The sequence below is a fragment of the Paenibacillus sp. GbtcB18 genome, assembly GCF_019091125.1.
Taxonomy (GTDB): domain Bacteria; phylum Bacillota; class Bacilli; order Paenibacillales; family NBRC-103111; genus Paenibacillus_F; species Paenibacillus_F chitinolyticus.
In genome coordinates, this window is record NZ_JAGXJX010000641.1 from 1 (window position 1) to 249 (window position 249).

The window sequence follows — 249 nt, forward strand, 5'->3', positions numbered from 1 at the left end:
CTCTCTTCTCGGCAACACCTTCGACGGCGCCGACCTCAGCGGAGGTCACAACGACTCCTGGGTCGTCGTCAAGGGCAACAACTGGCTGATCAAGGGCAACGTCGGGAGCCACTCCCGTGAGGACGGCTTCCAGACCCACCGGATCCTCGACGGCTGGGGCACCGGAAACGTGTTCCAGGCCAACACCGCGCAGGTGGACGGCCCCGGCTACGGCTTCCACTTCGCGCCCGTCGAGAACAACAAGGTCAC

At 65.1% G+C, this 249-nt stretch carries 1 pseudogene; it reads left to right on the forward strand.

The features are described 5' to 3' along the window. A pseudogene (locus tag KVT34_RS30735) lies at window positions 1-249 on the forward strand (hypothetical protein); the annotation flags it as partial.